This window comes from Poseidonibacter lekithochrous (assembly GCF_013283835.1).
Taxonomy (GTDB): Bacteria; Campylobacterota; Campylobacteria; order Campylobacterales; family Arcobacteraceae; genus Poseidonibacter; species Poseidonibacter lekithochrous.
Genome location: NZ_CP054052.1, coordinates 352,861 through 368,689, shown reverse-complemented (window position 1 = coordinate 368,689; position 15,829 = coordinate 352,861). Strand labels below are relative to the sequence as shown.

Here is a 15,829-nt window from a genome sequence, read left to right as displayed (position 1 = left end):
TACATTATATATGAATACCGTAATTTTGTCAATTTATATGATACTTCTAGTTTATACTGATAGGTTAACAGAAGATAGACATTACTTTACAATCATTCTAATATATGAGATAAATAGTAAGTTCAATACAAAGGATTTATTATGAATATTGATCAAAGCAAGAGTGTTGACCACATTTAGGTCTGTACTATTTAGACTTAGAAATAAGGTTCATAAAGACCTGATTGTAAATCAAAATAATGAAGGGTATAACATAGAATTATTCTAATAAAAGAGAGTGGTATAATCTCATCTGACTTCTCAGATAAATAGAAATAGAAGGTCTCTTTATTTGTTCTATAATTCCTTAATATTTGTGGAACTTTGTAGTTTTTACTTTTTGAACATATTATGGAACATGGGAAACATATTAGATTGCTTTTTGTTCCATAAATTAGAGGTTTTGAAATGCTTAACTTCATAGAGGATTTACTTCTGCTCCTAAGATCAGATAGTCAATATTATTCATCTATTTTCTAGTATCTCTTTTAACAGATAATATATTAAAATATCTTTCTAAGTGTTGTATGTACAGTTATTGTTGTATATAACATCAATCATAAATAATCACCTATCAGTATCTCATCAATTTGTTCATCTAACAAATACTCTTTCCCATATCTTTTATATACTTCTGTTTTTAAGAATAGCTCAAAAATATCTTTATCAAGATGTTGGTCTTTTACCATAAAGCTAAGTATTTTTATTGACTCTGATAAAGTTTTGCTATCTTTATATGGTCTATCTGATGCAGTTAATGCTTCAAAAACATCAGCTAGGGCTAAAACTCTTGAGGGTATTGGCATTTCATCTTTTGTTAATTTCTTAGGGTACCCTGTACCTATTAGTGTTTCATGATGAGCCCCTGCATATAGTGGCACATTTTTTAGGTTTTCGGGTAGTGGCAATTGTTCTAACATTTTTATTGTCATTTTGATATGATCTTGTATTTTATATCTCTCTTCTTCGGTTAAAGTTCCCTTTGAAATCGTTAAGTTATAAATTTCACCTTGATTATATAGATTCTTTGGAACTTCTGTTTTAAATCCATATTTAACATCATCATTAATTGATTCTTCTCTCTTGATTATATGCCAGCTTTTATCTGACAATAAGTTCTCTAATATAGGTAAACTTTCATCTTTATTTTCAAATCTGATTCTTTCTTCTCTTGATAAACCTGCTTTGTTATCAAAATTTCTTAACCAAGTCCTTGACGCTATAACTTTAATTCTTTCTTTATACTCTTCTTTTAAAAATTCTCCACCTAAGTTCATTTTAGCAATGAACTCAAAATCTTCTTTTAGTTCATTTTGTTCATTTTTAAGCCAAGAGTCAATCTCTTGTTTATTCTCACCATTTAACTCTTTTTTATAAGACTCAATTATTAAATCTCTATAGATAACTTCAAATCTTGTTCTTATTTCATGTATTCTATTATAGATTGTTTCTAGCTTTGTTGCTTTATCAACAACATACTCAGGCGTTGTAACCTTTCCACAATCATGTAACCATGCAGAAATACTTATCTCTCTATATTCATCTTCACTATTTATTTTAAAGTCTTTAAAAATACCATCTTCACATTTATTTGCTTCATCTATAATCATAAGTGCAAGTTTGGGAACTCTATTACAATGACCACCTGTATATTTTGATTTTTCATCAATTGCAGTGGCTATTAGTTTTATGAAAGAATCCATAAGTTCTTTTTGATTCTCTTCATAAGCTTTTATTGAAACTGACATTTTCCATAAAGAATCAGAAACATCATGAATCTCTTTTATATAAGAAGAAATATTTTTAACTTTATCAAATTTTCTTTTTTGAATTTTCTCATTCTCTTTTACGATTCTATGTAAAGGATTTATAATCAAACTTGAACTCAAAATAATAAGGGGTATGGCAATAATTAAAAATACTATAAAAGAAACTAAAATAAACCAATAAATTTCTTTTATATATGGTTCCATTATATTTTCAATTGGAGAGATTATATATAAAGATTCACTATTATCAAAAAGTGAAAACTTATTATAAAAGAACTGATTATCAGTCAATTTTTCATCAAGTGTATTTTGATTTAATGAACTTTTATTATTACTAATCTTACCTTTTGATACTTTGTTATAAGTAATAATTTTACCATTAGTATCAAATAAGAAAACTTCACTATCTTCAACTAGTTTTTGTTTACTTATTAATTTATCTATATTGTTTAGTGTTACATCAATTCCAATAACAATATCATCGCTATTTTTTATTTCTTTTGCATAACTAATACCATATTTATTTAAGAACTTAAACAAATATGGTTCGGTTTTTATTGAACTTGTGGAAGATATAGCTTCTTTATACCAAGGTCTTTGAGTAACTTTATATTTTGTATCATTTTTTATAGATTTTATTTGATTTAAATTTTTATCTAAATATTCTTTATACTCAATATTATCAAGGATTTTAATTATTAACCAAGAGGCATTTTTAGGTGCATCAAAACTACTTTTATATTCTTCATTAAGATTTATAAGTTCATAATATGTACCATCTTTATGACCTACATATATTGAATAAATATAGTTATTGCTTTTTATATCAGAAACAAAAAGATCTAAAACCTTATGTCTAACATTTGGAATTGGTTTTTCAGTTAGATAAGGAATATTTTCAATTAATCGAATAAAAGATTCACTATTTTTAATATAGTTACTAGTTTCTTGTTTTAAGTTTGTAGATAATTGTTTAAATGATTCTTGTGTACTTTCTAATGCAATTTTTTTACTTAAATTATATTGCATTAATAACATGACACTAACTACAATAGCAGTAACTGTAAAAAATAAACCTAAAATTGTAGGTTTTATTTTTATAGAAAAATTATTTAAACTCATAATTGAACCTTTTTATATCATTAATCAAAATTTATATTTTAAACTTATCCCAGCGCCAACTTCTTTTCCATGAGAATGTCTACTATAAACAAAACCTCCATTTATTTGTAAAGAATTATTTATATCGCTAGCTAAACCTATACCAGTTAATATAGAGTTTTCACCTCTATTTTGGCCTTCAAACTCTTGTTTATAATTTGAATTTGAGCTTAATGCCGCATTAACTTTATGTGCATTATTTCTATTCGCATAAAAATCATGTTCATATTTTACAAAAGCAAGAGGATAGATTTTGTTTGTATCTGAAATACTTTTAAATTTAGCATTTATTCCAATACTTCCAACTATTGATTGAGCATCAGTTTTATCAATTATTAGATTAAAATTACTATCTCCAGATTCTTTTATTTCTTCTTGTTTATAATATGCATAATCAAAACCTGCTTCTGGTCTTAGGGAAACTAAATCATTGGAAAAGATGTTTTTTGAGATATTAATAGCTCCATAAATACTATGACTATGAAAATTACCGTTACTATTTCCATTTAGATTTGACAATTGTACAGTTCTTGTTGACTTATGTTTTCCATATCCATATCCGAATACACTTCCTATATTCCAATTATTTGAAATATTTTGGTTTATATATCCTCCAACATAGTAGTTATCACTATTGAAATCTTGATTAACACTATCGTGTTCATCCATTTTTTGTGTTCCAAAAGAAATAAACATTCCAGCACGTTTATTTTCATCAGAAATAAAATCATTTCCAAAAGTTACTGTGTTTAAAGTATAATCAAAACTTCCTAATCCTGAACTCCCATCTATATCACCTTTTGAATGACTAATATCCATCCAAAATTTCTTTTTATTATGGTCTATTTTTTTATCTAATTTTCCACTACTTATATTCATATTTAAAGCAGTATTATTCAAAACACTATTCATTATCATATCTGTATGTTCTAAGGAAATAGTCATATATGATGAATATGGTTCAGCATGTATACTATCTGTATGAGTTTGTAATTGAGAATTAGTTATAGATTGTAATGCATTATTAATATTAGTATTTCCAGAATTTGCACCATTAAGTAATAAGTTTAATCCATTTTGTTGATTTGATGTTGTAATAGTTGGGTGTGAAGTTAACGAAGAAAGAGTTTGTGTTTCAAGTTTTACTGAAACTAGATTATCTGCACTTGGTGTTTTAACTTGTGTAGCTTTTAAAAGAGCAGGCATACTTCCACCTAAAATAAAATCTACATTATCACTATCTGCAGTAGCAGTTGACTGGAAAACCATAACATCATAAATACCATCACTATTTTCTCCACCACTTGAATAATCAGTTGAAGAAGGAGAAGAAGAGAAGGCTTCTAATTCTACGTCTAAATTTGATAGACCCAGTACAGTATCTGAGGTAAAACTACCAAGATCTCTTCTTTTAAAGTATATTGCGTCTGCATAATTTTTAATACCCGCACCAATATCTTTACCTGATGGGTCAATTCTACTAATAAACTTATTATTACCATCAAATTTTATATATCCATCTATGCTTGGATCATTAATTCCTGCTAAGTGAAAAGTCATTCCTGATGTTCTGTTAGCTGTATCAATCTTTAACGTTGAATTCTCAATCTGAGCTCTCAATACAGCACTTAATCCATAACTATTATTTCCATTTAGAGTAGAGTCATTAATATTTAAAACTAATAATTTATTAAAATCATCACTTGTTGATTTAGATGTTTTTAATTCACTACCATTATTTAAATATAAGGATTTAAGATTAGTAGATATGTTATTACCACTATATTCAACTTTTGCATTATTTAAATGCATATCTAAAGCATCTAATGTACCTGCTCCACTTATATTTGTAGTACCATTTGAAAAGTTAAATCCTGTTGATGTATCATTTCCTAGGGATTCATTTCCTGTAAGTTTTGAACCTGAATTTAAAACTAAGTCATTATTTCCTTCAAAAAAGAAATCTCCAGATAAAAAGCTTGAATTAACTCTTTTTACACTTCTAATTTTGGTATTGTTACCTAAGGATATATTACTATTTGTAAAAGTTGGATTTGTTATCTCAAGACTTGAGGGAGTGCTTCCAAAAACCCCACTTACAGAAACTGATGCATTATCAAAAGTAGAAAAATACTTTGAGTTTGTACCATCACTTGTTAATTGAAGTCTGCTATCTTTTACAAGAAGAGAACTACCTTCTTGCATATTTATATGTCCATATTCCAATGCTTGTAAATTAGTTGTACCATTTATAATAAGGGAACTATTTTTATTTATATTTAAATATAATTCATGCAAAGAACGACCAAAAGCTCCACTTGCTCCTTTTATAACATTATCTTTTCCATTTATATCAAATATAGTATTGTTTCTAAAACTTATTAAAGCACCTGAACCAAAGTTATTATCCAATAATAAATGCCCATTATTTAAATTTAATCTTGCATAATCTTGCGAATTTTGGAAAACAAAATCTTCAATCCAATCGTATCTATTTGCATTTGGATCTACATCTGGGGATTTTAATTTGATAAATTCTAAAGCTGTATTATTTAAGGTAAGTGATTTTGTAGAAACAAAAACATGGTTTTCGTTACATGGGTTACAAGAAGCCTGTGAATTTTGAGAACCAAGAGTCCAAGTATTAGAAGTAGAAGTGTTCTCAAATATTAGATTTTGATAAGCTCTATTCTCTTCAAATGCAGTTAAAGTGTCAGGCGCGACACTACCTTCTGTATTGCGTTTAAAATAAAAGAAATCATTAGAGCCTCCATTCTTAAACAATAAAGTGTCAATATTTGAATCTATGGGTTTAGTTAGAGTATTTGTTAATCCATATAATAAATCATTTTGCAATCCATAATTTGATGCATCAAAACTTTGTGCGAATAGAGTTGATGAAATAATAATTGATGAAATAATAATTTTTTTTGTTTTCATAGTAATATTATCCTTGTATTGTTTATTCTTATATTAGTATATTCATACTAAAAAAATTATTTATTTATATTTAAATAAATATCTTTTATTATTTTTTAATTAATCGAAACATAGTAAAGAAAAGAGACTTCGTTAAATAAACATACAAATGGATTAATACGAGAATTTATACCAAAGAAAAGTGAGTTATAAAAATAAGTCCCACAACCTGTAAGTTCTAGAACTTGTTCAAAAATTAAATTATATACTAACTAGTCATAAACTTCAATCATTCTTTCTGGATTATCGGCTCCTAAAATTGAATTAAAATAAAATATTTCATACTAATAGAAGCTAAACTTAAATCTAAAATATACTTATATGTTTTATGAGATTTTTCTAAAGATTGATTCAGTATAATTCCTCTTAAAAAAATCTATCGTAGATAGTAAAAAAGTCTCATTATGAAAAAAACCATTAAATTCTTACGTACAAATCGTCATTCGTTTTTTGTTTCGCTTATTGCTATTGTATTGCCTATTTTAGGAAGCCTTTTGAGTTTATATATCATCTTTTCCTATCCAGAGATAACGGAGTGGATAAAAGATCATTCTATCCTGTTTTTTACAGGAACAGCATTTACAATGGCCATCCTTTTGACTCCTACAACCTTTATAGCATCACTTAGTGGATTTTTGTTTGGTCTTAGCTCTTTAGTTTATGTTGTACCTGCATATCTCTTAGCTTCATTGTTAGGGTATATCTTTGGTCGGCACTTGGACAAAGGAAGGCTACTTAAATCTATGGTAGATATGGATAATAAAGAACTTTTGAAAAATACAGTTGAGTCAAATCCATTTTGGTTTGTAATATTATGTAGAATATCGCCCATTTTGCCTTTTGGATTGATGAATCTTCTTTTACCTGCATTTGGAGTTAAGGTAAAAGAGTTTATCACAGCAGGCACTTTAGGTATGCTGCCTAGAACTATACTTTTTGTATGGTTAGGCAGTGCTGCACAAAACCTATTAGAAGCCCTTATCACAGGTAATGGCGATATTGGATTCAAGTTTTATATGACAGCTATACTAGTTATCGTTTCTTCATTTGGTCTTATATACTTGTTTAAAAGAAAATTGAGACAGTTAAAATCACTATAGCTATTTATTATTCGAAGCCACAGCATTTAATTAAAAATCCAAAGTTAGTACCAAACGCTTTTCATTGGCTGGCACCACTGGTGAACGGTGGACTAAGCCCGCGTTTTCATTCCCTTCCCAAAGTGTACCTTTGAGCAATGCAACATCACCACAACCCAGTTGCTGAATATCACTTTCACTTTGGTAAAGGCCGGATTCACTGTCAGGCAATCCATTACTACCCCATCCCAGTTTTGTATAATTAAGCACCTCGTGTGGCAGCCATTGCGAGGCTATACTCTGATAAGTCGTCACAAGGCGGCAAGGTACTCTATCCACATGAAATTTAGGGCACATCGCTTGATCTAAGACTTTCAAGCGTAGGGCTGCTTCTTTACGTTCAAATAAATAACAAAACATATCTACAAGCTCAGCAATATCTTCGCTCACTTCAGCCATATTGTTATTAAAAGATTCGCTAACACGCGAAAGTGCATCTTCTGGTGTTAAGATCATTTTTGTTTGAAATGTAGGATTCAATGCCAAAAATGCTTTCACTGAATCTTGCAAAGTCGTAGCTAACTTACGCTGCCAAATGGCTATATTGATTTCTGATTGATAAATATCAGCGAAAACCGTTGGATGACTATCCTGCGCCTTATGTCGATAAGTTACAGGCCTTGTCGTAAAAGGTTTGGGGCTAATAGATTGACCAGCAAAATTGAGATTCTTTTCATTCAGCATCATTTTTCCCTTTGTGCAACTTTGTCGCATTTAATTTAGGAATTATAATATAAGTTATTTAAATGCAACTTAGTCGCAGTAGTTTAAACAATAAATACATATGACCTAATTGTGTTAAGAAATCAAAGGAGTAGATTATGGCAGATGGAAAAAGGTTGTTGATATCTAAAATCGACAACCTTGGTATTTATTATTCATGCTCTTCAAGCATTGTAGTTATTTTTTCATATACATTTTTTGCATCTTCATCTGAAAGCTTATCTTCTGAAATAACTTCAAGAATAGTTTTTAATTCCTCAATAAAAGATACTATATCTTCTCTTGCATTAATTTCATCTTCACTTGCACTTTTGTTATCTATTGCTTTATTTAACTCTTCTAAGTAAGTTTCTGTTTCAGGTAACATTACATCTAGTATTACATTTTTAAGTTCTTCTTTTATATTTTTCATATATTCTCCACAAATTTTTCGTAATTATAACTAATTAGATATCAGATAAAAATCTTAACAATTATTTTTCTCTTTTCACTCCCTCATAACTTGTTTTGAAAAAATAACCTGTAATTTATGGAACTTATACAAAATTCTAAACTCTTATGGTTGCCAATTACTATAGGCTAAATCAATCTTTCCCATAATCTCTTGGTATTTACCACTTTGTTTTAAATTTGAAATAGAAGTACTTAACATAGTATCAATTTGTTTTGCTTTTGCACTCTTTGGCAATACCATTTTTACATCAAATACTTTATATAATTCTCTACTTAAATTTTTGAATTTTGATTCTTTCAAATATGGATCTGTTGCAAAATCTGCAAAAATAAAAGCATCAATTTTACCATCATTTATTTTTGATAAACTTCCCGATATAGAGTTACTAGCACTTGTTTTAAATGGAAAATAAGCCACATGCGCTCTATCAGTTTCTATTTTATATTGTGATAAATTATTTATATCAATCTTTTTATTCTTTAGTGAATAAATCACAAAATTCACATGAAATATTGTTTCACTTGAATATGTAAAAGGCAATTTATTCTCATCTACAATATCATTTTTTATTAGTGGAATATGAAAATCAGAACGATTCTTTTGAACCATATATAAAGAACTAGCAAAAGGAAGAACTTTTATATTTATACTATTTCCACTTTCTTTTTGTATCTCTTTTACTAAGTCTACTAAGACACCTTTATCTTTTGATTCTGCATATACTGGCATATTTCCAAGTGTTGCATTATAATCAGCTGCGTAAACAATTGTTGAACTAAGTATTAAAACTATACTTAAGATCATTTTTTTAATTTTATTCATTTATACTCCTTATAAATTGAAATTATTATAACGAGCACTTATCGCGGAATAATCGCGAACTTTTCTAAAAACCGCGATTTAAAAACGATTTATTTCTACTATTATCTCTTTTATTTAAGAAGGCATAATATGGATTTAAAAATTCAAAACAAAATCGCACTAGTTACTGGCTCTTCATTAGGAGTTGGTTTCGCAACAGCTAAGAAACTAGCAAATGAAGGTGCAAAAGTTTATATTAACTCACGGAATAAAACTAATGTTGATAAAGCAATAAAAAAAATAAAAGATGAAAATCCAGAAGCACTTGTTTTTGGAGTAGTTGCAGATTTATCAACAAAAGAAGGTTGTGATAAATTACTTCAAGAACTACCTTACGTAGATATTCTAATAAACAATCTTGGAATCTTTGAACCAAAAGAATTCACACAAATCACTGATGAAGACTGGCTTATTATGTTTAATACAAATGTAATGAGTGGAGTTAGATTATCTAGAGCATATTTTCCTAAGATGTTAGAGAATAACTGGGGTAGAATTATTTTTATTTCAAGTGAATCAGCATATCAAATACCAAAAGAGATGATTCATTATGGAATGACTAAAACAGCTCAATTAGCAGTAGCTAGAGGAATTGCAGAACTTACAAGAGGTACAAATGTTACTTCTAATTCTATTATTCTTGGACCTTCAAACTCTGAGGGTGTTACTACATTTTTAGATGATTATGCAAAAAGTCAAAATATTACTTTTGAAGAAATGGAAAAAGAGTTCTTCCAAAGTGTAAGACCTACTTCCTTATTACAAAGATTTACAGATGTTGAAGAGATAGCAAATCTAATAGTTTATACTTCAAGTACTTTATCAAGTGCAAGTAATGGTGCAGTTTTAAGAGCAGATGCTGGTGTAGTCCAAGCAGCAATATAAAAAGGAAAAAAATGAATACTTATAATATTTCACTAATAAAAGGTGATGGAATTGGTGTAGAGATTGTAGATGAAGCGGTTAAAGTATTAAATGCAGTTGCAACAAAGTGTGATTTTAAACTTGAATATAATGAATATTTAATGGGTGGAATTGCAATAGATGAAACAGGACATCCCCTACCTCAACAAACAGTTGATGGGGTTTTAAACTCTGATGCATGTTTATTTGGTGCAATTGGTGGTGAAAAATGGGATTCATTACCAAGGGAGCTAAAACCAGAAACAGGACTTTTAAAATTTAGAGAAGCTCTTGGAGTATATGCAAACTTACGACCTGCAATTGTTTATGATGAACTTACAAATGCTTCTACTCTTAAACCTGAAGTTATTGAAGGTTGTGACATTATGGTTGTACGAGAGTTAATTGGTGGTATTTACTTTGGAGAACCTAGAGAAAATAATGGCAAAACTGCTTTTAATACTATGGTTTACTCAAAACCTGAAATTGTAAGAATTGGAAGACAAGCTTTTGAATTAGCACAAAAAAGAGATAAAAGACTTTGTTCTGTTGATAAATCAAATGTATTAGAAGTATCTCAATTATGGAGAGCTACTATGATTGAATTATCAGAAGATTATCCAGATGTTGAATTAACTCATATGTACGTTGACAATGCAGCTATGCAATTAGTAAGAAACCCAAAACAATTTGATGTTATTGTAACTGGTAATATTTTTGGGGATATTTTATCTGATACTGCTTCTATGGTTGTGGGATCTATTGGATTATTACCATCTGCTTCAAGTGGAGATAAAACTTCTGTTTATGAACCAATTCACGGTTCTGCTCCTGATATTGCAGGCTTAGGAATTGCAAATCCAATTGCTACAATTGAATCTGCTGCTATGATGTTAAAATATTCACTAGGAGAAGAAGAAGCTTCTATTATAATACAAGATGCTATTAAAGATGTTTTAAAAGATGGATATAGAACAAAAGACTTAAGTGCTTTTGATGCTAAAGAAGTTTTAGATACACAAGCTATGGGTGATATTATTACACAATATGCACTAAGAGATTAAAGATTAGAAAGAGTGAAGCCTTAGCTTCTCTCTTTTTGTTTTAGTATAATTATGATAACTCACACATTTGATCACGATATTCATGTCTTTCATAAACACCTATGATTTTCAGCTCTTCTACAAAAAATTTCAATTCATCTAATGCAAGTTGCAATCTTTTTTCATCAATATGTCCATATAAATCCACATGGAACTGAGTTGAATACATACTTCCAATTCCAGAATAACTCTCAATTTTTATTAAATCTATTCCATTAGTTGCAAATCCACCTAAGGCTTTATATAAAGCTGCTGGAATATTTCGTACAGAGAAAATTAAAGATGTAATATATGATTTAGAAGTATCATAAGAAGGGAAATCAGCTTTTTTTGAAAGTATTATAAATCTAGTTACATTTCCTACATAATCAAAAAACTTCTCTTCTACAATCTCTAGATTATAAATATCAGCGGCTAGTGTTGAAGCAATTACTGCATGAGTTTTATCATTGGTTTTCTCTAATTTCATAGCAGAACCTGCTGTATCAAACTCTGAAATAGCTTCTAAATTAAACTTCTTGATATTATTCGCACACTGTGCTAGGGCTTGAGGATGAGAAGAAACTGTTTTTAAATCTTCTTTTTTGAAACCTTTTATTGCTAATAATGCATGTTTTATTGGATGAAAATATTCTTGAATAATATTTAACTGCATCTTTGGAATTAATCTATGAATCTCTTCAACTCTTCCTGCTGATGAATTTTCAATAGGAATTACTCCAAAGTCTGCTTGACCATTTTCAACCATTTGCATTGATTCTAAAAAAGAATCAGAAGCTATTAGTTTTGAATTTGGGAAAATTTGTGATGATGCTAAATGTGAATAAGCACCCTCAACTCCTTGATATACAACTGTTTTATCCATTTGATTTTCTTTTTCTTTCATATTGAAACTCTAAAACTGTAGAAATAGTTCTAGTATAAGGAGCATCTAGACCTTGTTTTTCACAGTTTTTTACAACAACGCCACAAATTTCTTCAAGCTCTAGGGGTCTGTTGTTTTCTCTATCTATATACATAGAAGGTTTTAGATTCTCAAAACCTTTTATAAGTTCAAACATTTTATCAACACCTTCTTGAGATATTTCAACTCCTACAGCTTTTGCCGCAAGGGCTGTTTCACTCATAAGTCCATATATGATTTTTGAAGTTTTTTCATCTGTAAGTAAAGGTCTAGTTCGCTCTTCTAATAAAGCACAAATAGCATTTACTCCGTTGTTAATAATAAGCTTATTCCAAAGCTCTAATCTTATATCTTCACATATAAATGTAGTAGTTTGTGTTTTAGCTAAAATAGTATTTAATTCATCTAAGAATTTAGCATTTTTATCTGTATGATTTAAAGCCCCTATTAGAGTTTGAACTTCCCCTGAACAATGAACATGACCAATAGAAATAGTATGTGAAACAATAAGACGTGTAAGTCCACCTATTACATAATCTTTAGAATAATACTCTTCCATAATATCTTCATTTTCAACACCATTTTGTAGTGAAATATAATAAGGTATAAAAGAGCTACCTTTTACCCAAGATGATAAAGATTTAGAGATAGATTCCGTACTCATAGCTTTTGTAGCAATAATCACAGCATCATAATCTTCTGGATTTTTCTGAACTAATTCTTCAATACTTAATGTATTAATTTTATCTTCTATTACATAATTTGGATGAGTCATTTTCATCTTATTTTCTTTTAGATACTTTAGATTTTCACCTCTAGCTACAAAAGTAATATTACACCCTACTTCATGTAATATCATTCCATAATATGCTCCAATTCCACCAGCACCAATTACTACTATATTCATATTTTATTCCTAAATTAAATTCATATGTTTTTAAAAGATATTATATACAAATTGAGTATAATCCAACTAAAAAAGGCCTATTGTGATAAGACTTGGTTCAAATTCTCCTACACGTGCATTAATACTTAATAATTTTGGTATTGAATTTACTCAAAATGGCGGTTCTTTTGATGAAGATTCAATACTAACTACTAATCCTAAATCTTTTTGTTATGAAGCAACAAGAGGAAAATTCAATGAGTTATATTCTAAATATGGCGTTGAAGACATGCCATTATTAGTATCTGATTCTGTGGTTACTTCACATGGAGAGTTACTTAGAAAAGCAAAAGATGAAAATGACGCAAGAAGAATGCTAGAACTTCAAAGTGAATCTGAAACTTCTGTAATAACTTGTATGATATATAAATCTAAAACAAAAGAGTTAATCGATATTTCTATTACTACTTATGAGTTTGAAAAGTTTGATAAAACACACCTAGAAGAGTATATAAAATCAGGAGAGTGTTTTGGAAAAGCAGGTGCAATTATGGTAGAAGGTTTTTGCAAACCATATATCAAAAATGTGATAGGATATGAAAGTACAGCTATGGGATTATGTGCCCAAAAACTTATTCCTTTTTTAGAAGAATAAGAATTGTATCCCTATAAATAAGGGATATAATAAGCAAAACCTATTAAAATTAAAACTATTGCAAGCCAAATTGTAGGAATTAATACATAAGGTTTTGCACAAGTTTTAAGCTCCATAAAATGGTCAATAATTAACTTACCTTTTATAAAAGTAAGAACTAATACCATACTTACAAAAGTATAATTCATTAAGTCAAAAAGCCCTAAAATATAAGAAATTATAGTTAAAAAAATAAGAGTTAAATAAACAAGTTTTATTCTATTTTTCATAAATTACCTTATTATATAAATCAATGGAAACAGAATTATCCATAATAAATCAACCATATGCCAGTAAGAAGCTGATGTTTCTAAACCTATACAATTACTACTTGTATATTTATTCTTTTTCATATTTTTATAAGTAAGAAATAAAATAGCTATTCCCAATAATACATGTAAAAAATGAAATATTGTAAGAATATAATAAAACATAAAAAATGTATTTGTTCCTATTGAAATACCTTCATTATATTTCACAAAAAACTCTAAAGCTTTTAATATTAAAAATCCAATACCTAAAGCAATTGCAAATAATAAATATTTTGAACTTTTTTTAGTTGATAAGCCATTTTTTACAAAATGAACAGCTTTTACTACAAAATAACTACTAGTTAATAAAAGTACAGTATTAACTAGTCCAAAGTTTTGATTTAATAAATCTTGTGAGTTATTGAAAAGTTCCACATCTTTTGACCTAGTAAAAGCATATCCAAGAAACAAACCACCAAAGGTAATTAGTTCTATATAAATAATAAGCCATATACCAAAATCTCCAGGAGGGTATTTATCTATTTTTGTATTCATAAGGTGATTATATTCAATTGAACTTTAAATACTACTTCAAGGTAGAATATAAATATATATAAAAATTTATTCCATAAAAAGTTCTTATTAGCAATATTTTACTATATTTAAAAATACAAAAAAATATATACTTACAATTATAGGAGATATTATGAATAAAATAATTGATTTAAGAAGTGATACATTTACAAAACCCTCAAAAGAAATGAAAGAATTTATGTTCAAAGCCCCATTGGGTGATGATGTATATGGAGAAGACCCAAGTGTAAATGCTTTAGAAGAAAAAGTAGCAAAACTTACAAAAAAAGAAGCTGGTTTATTTGTAACATCAGGAACACAATCGAACCTACTAGCTTTATTATCACATTGTAATAGAGCAGATGAATATATATGTGGTCAAGATGCACATATATACAAATATGAAGCAGGTGGTGGTGCTGTTGTTGGTAGTATTCAACCTCAGCCAATAGAGTTTGAAAAAGATGCTACTTTAGATTTAAAAAAAGTAAAAGAGAAAATCAAACCAAAAGATAATCATTTTGCAAGAACAAAACTTCTATGTTTAGAAAACACTCATCATGGACAAGTTTTAAGTATGGATTATTTAAAAAAAGCAAATAAATTTGCAAAGAAAAACAATCTATTATTACACCTAGATGGAGCAAGAGTATTTAATGCTGTTGTTGATTTAAATGTTAAGCTTAGTGATATTACAAAACACTTTGATTCGGCTTCTTTATGTTTATCAAAAGGTTTAGGAACTCCTGCTGGTTCTGTATTAGTTGGAAGTAAAGAGTTTATTAAAGAAGCTAGACATTATAGAAAAATGATAGGTGGTGGTCTTAGACAAGCAGGAATTTTAGCAAGTGCTGGAATATATGCTTTAGATAACCATATTCAAGACCTTAAAAAAGACCATAAATTAGCTAAGTATTTAGCAGATGAATTAAGAAAAATAGAGAAAGTCACTGTAGTATCAAACCATACAAATATGATGTTCATTCAAGTAGATGATGAAGATAAATTAAAAAAACATTTAGAAAAAAATAATATATTAATTTCTGGATATGGTGAATTAAGACTTGTTATTCATAGAGATATTAAAAAAGAAGATGTTAAAAAAACTATACTTGCTTTTAAAAGTTTTTATAATTAATATTATTTTATAATAAATAAAAATCCTTCTTGGGAGGTTTTTCATGTTAGATTTTTTTAAAAGAAGACTAAAAAACCAAACTGGAGCAACAGAAAGTGTTTTGGTTACTTTATTTTTGGTAATAGTTGGGGTAGGTGCCCTAATTGCTATCTCTTCTTGGTTTAATACAGAAGAAGAAGGTATGAGAACATCAGCAACACAAAAAATGTCCAATGTCAAAACTGAACTTAAATAAAAACAAGTAGATTACTT

The 15,829-nt window shown here is 28.4% G+C and carries 15 protein-coding genes; 6 read left to right on the top strand and 9 right to left on the bottom strand.

Annotated features, from left to right (window positions below; all coding sequences use genetic code 11):
• Positions 1 to 596: 596 nt before the first annotated feature.
• Together ALEK_RS01825 and ALEK_RS01820 are read right to left on the bottom strand one after the other, a co-directional pair.
• Entirely contained in the window at positions 597 to 2,930 is a 2,334-nt protein-coding gene (locus tag ALEK_RS01825) for an HD domain-containing phosphohydrolase (RefSeq protein WP_071627875.1), read from the bottom strand.
• 24 nt (positions 2,931 to 2,954) lie between these two features.
• On the bottom strand, positions 2,955 to 5,909 hold the full coding sequence (locus ALEK_RS01820; RefSeq protein ID WP_071627876.1) for an autotransporter family protein: 2,955 nt from the start codon (positions 5,907 to 5,909) through the stop codon (positions 2,955 to 2,957).
• 443 nt (positions 5,910 to 6,352) lie between these two features.
• On the opposite strand from ALEK_RS01820, the gene ALEK_RS01815 reads away from it, so the two are divergent.
• Positions 6,353 to 7,048 carry a TVP38/TMEM64 family protein gene (locus ALEK_RS01815; protein ID WP_083574702.1) on the top strand — a complete coding sequence of 232 codons (696 nt, stop codon included), beginning with the start codon at positions 6,353 to 6,355 and terminating at the stop codon, positions 7,046 to 7,048.
• 30 nt (positions 7,049 to 7,078) lie between these two features.
• Here ALEK_RS01815 and ALEK_RS01810 read toward each other — a convergent pair whose 3' ends face one another.
• The 3 genes from ALEK_RS01810 to ALEK_RS01800 form a co-directional block, all read right to left on the bottom strand.
• Entirely contained in the window at positions 7,079 to 7,774 is a 696-nt protein-coding gene (locus ALEK_RS01810) for a DUF1826 domain-containing protein (protein WP_228146315.1), read from the bottom strand.
• A gap of 187 nt (positions 7,775 to 7,961) precedes the next feature.
• Positions 7,962 to 8,222, bottom strand: a complete 261-nt coding sequence (locus tag ALEK_RS01805) for a DNA repair protein Rad50 (RefSeq protein ID WP_071627879.1) — start codon at positions 8,220 to 8,222, stop codon at positions 7,962 to 7,964.
• A gap of 144 nt (positions 8,223 to 8,366) precedes the next feature.
• Positions 8,367 to 9,086: a type 2 periplasmic-binding domain-containing protein gene (locus ALEK_RS01800; protein ID WP_071627880.1), complete on the bottom strand. Its 720-nt coding sequence runs from the start codon at positions 9,084 to 9,086 to the stop codon at positions 8,367 to 8,369.
• A gap of 129 nt (positions 9,087 to 9,215) precedes the next feature.
• Between ALEK_RS01800 and ALEK_RS01795 the strand changes: the two genes are divergently transcribed.
• Both ALEK_RS01795 and leuB read left to right on the top strand, forming a co-directional pair.
• Entirely contained in the window at positions 9,216 to 10,010 is a 795-nt protein-coding gene (locus tag ALEK_RS01795) for an SDR family NAD(P)-dependent oxidoreductase (RefSeq protein ID WP_071627881.1), read from the top strand.
• Between the two features lie 11 nt (positions 10,011 to 10,021).
• Positions 10,022 to 11,092 (top strand): 3-isopropylmalate dehydrogenase, encoded by a 1,071-nt coding sequence (gene leuB / locus ALEK_RS01790; protein ID WP_071627882.1) that lies wholly within the window; start codon positions 10,022 to 10,024, stop codon positions 11,090 to 11,092.
• A gap of 49 nt (positions 11,093 to 11,141) precedes the next feature.
• On the opposite strand, the gene ALEK_RS01785 is transcribed toward leuB, so the two are convergent.
• Both ALEK_RS01785 and ALEK_RS01780 read right to left on the bottom strand, forming a co-directional pair.
• Positions 11,142 to 12,017, bottom strand: a complete 876-nt coding sequence (locus tag ALEK_RS01785; protein WP_228146316.1) for a prephenate dehydratase — start codon at positions 12,015 to 12,017, stop codon at positions 11,142 to 11,144.
• Positions 11,989 to 12,942, bottom strand: a complete 954-nt coding sequence (locus ALEK_RS01780; protein WP_071627883.1) for a ketopantoate reductase family protein — start codon at positions 12,940 to 12,942, stop codon at positions 11,989 to 11,991. Before ALEK_RS01780 ends, ALEK_RS01785 begins: the two co-directional genes overlap by 29 nt.
• Positions 12,943 to 13,024: 82 nt before the next feature.
• Here ALEK_RS01780 and maf point away from each other — a divergent pair, with 82 nt between their 5' ends.
• Entirely contained in the window at positions 13,025 to 13,576 is a 552-nt protein-coding gene (gene maf / locus ALEK_RS01775; protein WP_071627884.1) for a septum formation inhibitor Maf, read from the top strand.
• A gap of 11 nt (positions 13,577 to 13,587) precedes the next feature.
• Here the strand turns inward: maf and ALEK_RS01770 are convergent, their stop codons facing one another.
• Positions 13,588 to 13,845 carry a cytochrome C oxidase subunit IV family protein gene (locus ALEK_RS01770; RefSeq protein WP_071627885.1) on the bottom strand — a complete coding sequence of 86 codons (258 nt, stop codon included), beginning with the start codon at positions 13,843 to 13,845 and terminating at the stop codon, positions 13,588 to 13,590.
• Positions 13,846 to 13,848: 3 nt separating this feature from the next.
• On the bottom strand, positions 13,849 to 14,421 hold the full coding sequence (locus tag ALEK_RS01765; RefSeq protein ID WP_071627886.1) for a cytochrome c oxidase subunit 3 family protein: 573 nt from the start codon (positions 14,419 to 14,421) through the stop codon (positions 13,849 to 13,851).
• A gap of 151 nt (positions 14,422 to 14,572) precedes the next feature.
• Between ALEK_RS01765 and ltaE the strand changes: the two genes are divergently transcribed.
• Positions 14,573 to 15,577 (top strand): low-specificity L-threonine aldolase, encoded by a 1,005-nt coding sequence (gene ltaE, locus ALEK_RS01760; RefSeq protein WP_083574703.1) that lies wholly within the window; start codon positions 14,573 to 14,575, stop codon positions 15,575 to 15,577.
• 43 nt (positions 15,578 to 15,620) lie between these two features.
• On the top strand, positions 15,621 to 15,812 hold the full coding sequence (locus tag ALEK_RS01755; protein WP_071627887.1) for a hypothetical protein: 192 nt from the start codon (positions 15,621 to 15,623) through the stop codon (positions 15,810 to 15,812).
• The last annotated feature ends 17 nt before the right edge of the window (positions 15,813 to 15,829 follow it).